The sequence below is a fragment of the Streptomyces sp. CA2R106 genome, from assembly GCF_037034245.1.
Classification (GTDB): Bacteria; Actinomycetota; Actinomycetes; order Streptomycetales; family Streptomycetaceae; genus Actinacidiphila.
The window spans coordinates 1-4,101 of sequence record NZ_JBAGKC010000080.1 but is presented as its reverse complement, the minus strand read 5'-3'; the positions used below and the strand labels follow the sequence as shown (position 1 = coordinate 4,101).

At 68.7% G+C, this 4,101-nt stretch carries 2 protein-coding genes and 1 pseudogene; all 3 read left to right on the top strand.

Annotation, left to right across the window (positions count from 1 at the left end; all coding sequences use genetic code 11):
• Window position 1: 1 nt before the first annotated feature.
• Window positions 2–175 (top strand): annotated as a pseudogene (locus tag WA788_RS36170) (hypothetical protein); the annotation flags it as partial.
• A 30-nt stretch (window positions 176–205) separates the two neighbouring features.
• Complete coding sequence (locus WA788_RS35020) at window positions 206–3,523, top strand: SDR family NAD(P)-dependent oxidoreductase (RefSeq protein ID WP_335984423.1); 3,318 nt, start codon at window positions 206–208, stop codon at window positions 3,521–3,523.
• Between the two features lie 9 nt (window positions 3,524–3,532).
• On the top strand, window positions 3,533–4,101 hold a 569-nt coding region (locus WA788_RS35015), incomplete at its 3' end, for a beta-ketoacyl synthase N-terminal-like domain-containing protein (RefSeq protein WP_335984421.1).

The window sequence follows — 4,101 nt, the reverse complement described above, 5'->3', positions numbered from 1 at the left end:
ACTGCCGGGGACGGCGTTCGTGGACCTGGCGATGCATGCGGCTGATCTGGCCGGGTGTGGTGTCCTGGAGGAGTTGACGCTCCAGGAGCCCCTGGTCCTTCCCTCCTCCGGTGGAGTGCAGGTCCAGGTCCACGTCGGCGACAGTGACGGCGGCAGCGGCCGGCGAACCGTAACGGTCTCCTCTCGCGAGGGAGAGGGCGAATGGGTGCGGAACGCCGTCGGTGTGTTGGCCCCGGCTGACGGTGAGCCTGTCCCGGATCGGCTGTCCGTGTGGCCTCCGGCGGGTGCGGTGTCGGTTCCGGTCGACGACGCCTACGAGAAGTTCGCCCGGCGCGGTTACGCCTACGGTCCGGCGTTCCAGGGCCTGCGCCAGGCATGGCGTGCCGGGGACACCATTTACGCCGAGGTCGAGCTGCCGGAGGTTGTCGAAGCTGATGCCTCCGGGTTTGGCCTGCATCCTGCCCTCCTCGACGCTGCCCTGCATGCCCTCATCACTGCCAGCACTGACAAGGGCAATGGTGGTGGGACGGGGTTGCCGTTTGTGTGGTCGGGGGTGCGGCTGCTGGCGGGCGGTGCGCGTCAGTTGCGGGTGGTGCTGGCCCGTGGGTCGGGTGGGGTCTCGGTGACGGCGTTTGACGGTGTTGGTCAGCCGGTGCTGGCGGCGCGGTCGTTGGTGCTGCGGGAGGCGTCGGCTGGTCAGCTCACCGGTACCGGTCGGCAGGTGCGGCAGTCGCTGTTCACGGTGGACTGGGTTCCGCTGCCGGTGCAGGCTTCGGCGGATGCGGTGCAGTGGGTGCGGCACGGTGGGGCCGAGGTGGCTTCGGTGGTGGTGGCGGTGGTGCCGGCTGCCCCGTCGGGGATGTCGGCGCCGCAGGCGGCCCACCAGGCTGCTGCGACGGTGTTGGGTTGGGTGCAGGAGTGGCTGGCCGATCCCGAGACGGACAACGCGCGGTTGGTGCTTTGGACCCAGGGCGCAGCCACCGGGCAAGACCTGGCCGGCGCGGCGGTGGTGGGCCTGGTGCGTTCGGCGCAGTCGGAGCATCCGGGGCGTGTGCTGCTGGTCGACGTCGACCCGACGGCAGGGCTGGACCCTGCCAACGATGCCGACGTGGACACCGTGCTGGCCCTGGCCTTGGGCGCTGATGAACCCGAGGTCCGCATCAGTTCCGGGGATGGGACTGTGGCGGCGTTCGGGCGTCGGCTGGTCCGGGCGGGTGCGTCCGGGGATCTGGCGCTTCCCGCTGGTTCGGGCTGGCGAGTCGATGTCGCCGAGCCGGGTGATCTGGGCAGTGCTGCTGTGGTCGATGCTCCCGAGGCGGGGGCGGTGTTGTTGCCGGGTCAGGTCCGGGTGGGCCTGCACGCGGCGGGCGTGAACTTCCACGATGTGGTCGCCGGCCTGGGAATGGTTTCCGACGGCCGGGTCATGGGAGGGGAGGGCGCTGGGGTGATCCTGGAGACCGGCCCCGGAGTCATGGACCTGGCGGTGGGTGAGCCGGTGATGGGCCTGGTGCCGGGATGGGGTCGGGTCGGGGTCGTCGACAGTCGACTGCTTGCTGCGGTGCCGCGGGGTTGGTCGTTCCAGCAGGCCGCATCCGTGCCGGTGGGATTCATGACCGCGTTTTATGCACTGCGAGATCTGGCCCAGGCCCGTCCGGGGGAACGGGTGCTGATCCATGCCGGTACCGGCGGGGTCGGCACGGCTGCCGTGCAGTTGGCCCAGGAATGGGGTTTGGAGGTCTTCGCCACCGCCAGCCCGGCGAAGCAGGCCGCGTTGCGGGCGATGGGCGTCGACGAAAGCCACATTGCCTCGACGCGCGATCTGGCGTTTTGTGAGCGGTTCTTGGCCGTGACCGGTGGTGCGGGCATGGACGTGGTCGTCAACGCCTTGGCGGGAGAGTTCACGGATGCCTCGCTGCGGTTGCTGCCGCGTGGTGGGCGGTTCGTCGAGATGGGCAAGACCGATATCCGCAACCCCGAGCAGGTCGCCCAGACATACCCCGGGGTGATCTACCAGGCCTTCGACCTGATGGATGCCGGTGTCGACCGGGTCGGGGAGATGCTCGCGGAGCTCGGCGGCATGTTCGAGGCCGGGATACTGAAGCCGCCGCCGGTGACGTGCTTCGAGCTGTCGCAGGCGGTCGCGGCACTGCGTCATCTGCAGGCCGCCCGGCACATCGGCAAGGTCGTACTGAACGTCCCCGCCGCCTGGGACCCGCACGGAACCGTCCTGGTCACCGGCGGCACGGGGACCCTGGGCGGGGAACTGGCCCGGCACCTGGTCACCGTCCGCGGTATGCGGCATCTGGTGTTGCTGTCGCGACGCGGCCCGGCCGCACCGGGCGCGGCGCGTCTGGTCGCGGAGCTGGCTGAGCTGGGCGCGGACGTCCGGGTGGAGGCCGGAGATGCCGCAGACCGTGACGCCCTCGCCACGGTCCTGGCCAAGATCGCAGTCGACCGGCCGCTGACGGCAGTGGTGCACGCAGCCGGCGTGATCGACGACGCCACGGTCGAGTCGTTGACGCCGCAGCGGATGGCACCGGTGCTGTCGGCGAAGGTTGACGCGGCCTGGAACCTGCACGAGCTGACCGAGGACATGGGCCTGGCCGGGTTCGTGCTGTACTCCTCAGCCGCAGCGGTCATGGGCAGCGCGGGACAAGGCAGCTACGCCGCGGCGAACGCGTTCCTGGACGCCCTGGCCGTCTACCGCCGGTCACGTCACCTTGCCGGCCAGTCGCTGGCCTGGGGCCTGTGGGAACAGACCTCGGAGATGACCGAACAGCTGGAGGGCGCGGGTCGGTCTCGTTTGCGCCGTGGTGGTGTTCAGCCGATGACGACAGTGGAGGGTCTGGCGCTGTTCGAGGCCGCTACCGCGTGGGGTGCGCCGTTGGCGGTCCCGGCCCGCCTGGACCTGACGGGACAATCACGCCCGGGACGACCGATACTCCCGCTACTGAGCGGTTTGGCGGTCGGAGCGCCCGCTCGCCCCACTGCTGCACTGGCTGCGGCCGGCGGTGGGCTGGCCGAGCGGCTGGCCGGGCTCAGTCCGGCGGACCGGGAGCGGGAAGTCCTGCAGGCCGTTCAGGCTGCCACCGCTGTTGTGTTGGGTCATGCCAGCCCGGCTGAGATCGATTCCGAGCGGGCGTTCCGTGACATGGGCATCGACTCACTGACCGCGCTGGAGCTCCGCAACCGGCTCGCGGCCGAGACCGGCCTGAGCCTTCCCGCAACCCTGGCCTTCGACCAGCCGACCCCGGCCGAACTCGCCCGGCACCTGCGAGAAGAAATTTGCCCCGATGCCGATGGGCAGACAGAGCCCACTGAAGCTGCGCTCAGGAAAGTATTGGCATCCGTTCCTATGTCTCGGTTCCGTGACGCAGGCCTCATGGAAGCATTGCTCAAGCTCGCTGGTTTTCCTGATGACGCTCTCGCGCCACGGCAGAGCACCAAAGCCGAGATGATCGATTCTATGGATGCCGAAGGCCTCGTACGTATGGCGTTTGGCAGGGGAAAAGATGACGCGTAGCCATACTGAATGAATGGGGTCGTGATGAGTATATCTGCTGATGAGCTCCTTGAAGCGCTGCGCGTATCTCTGAAAGAGACTGAACGGCTAAGGCAGTATAGTAGTGACCTTGTTTCTGCGTCGCGGGAACCAATTGCGATCGTGGGGATGGGTTGTCGGTTCCCGGGTGGGGTGGAGGATCCGGAGGGTTTCTGGCGGTTGGTTGCGGGGGGCTCTGATGCGATGTCGGGGTTCCCGGTGAACCGTGGCTGGGACGTGGCCGGCCTGCCTTACCCGGATTCCGGTGACGGGGGTGCGGGTTATGCCCGGGTGGGCGGTTTCCTGGACGGTGCGGGTGATTTCGATGCGGAGTTCTTCGGGATCAGTCCGCGCGAGGCGTTGGGAATGGACCCCCAGCAGCGACTGCTCTTGGAGACGTGCTGGGAGGCGTTGGAAGACGCGGGGATTGCCCCGGCTTCGTTGAAAGGGACCGACGCAGGCGTCTACGCCGGCATCATCGCCTCGAGATACCGGGCCGGTGAGCAGGACGGTGCGGGTGGTTTTGGGCTGACGGGGACGACGGCGAGTGTGGCGTCGGG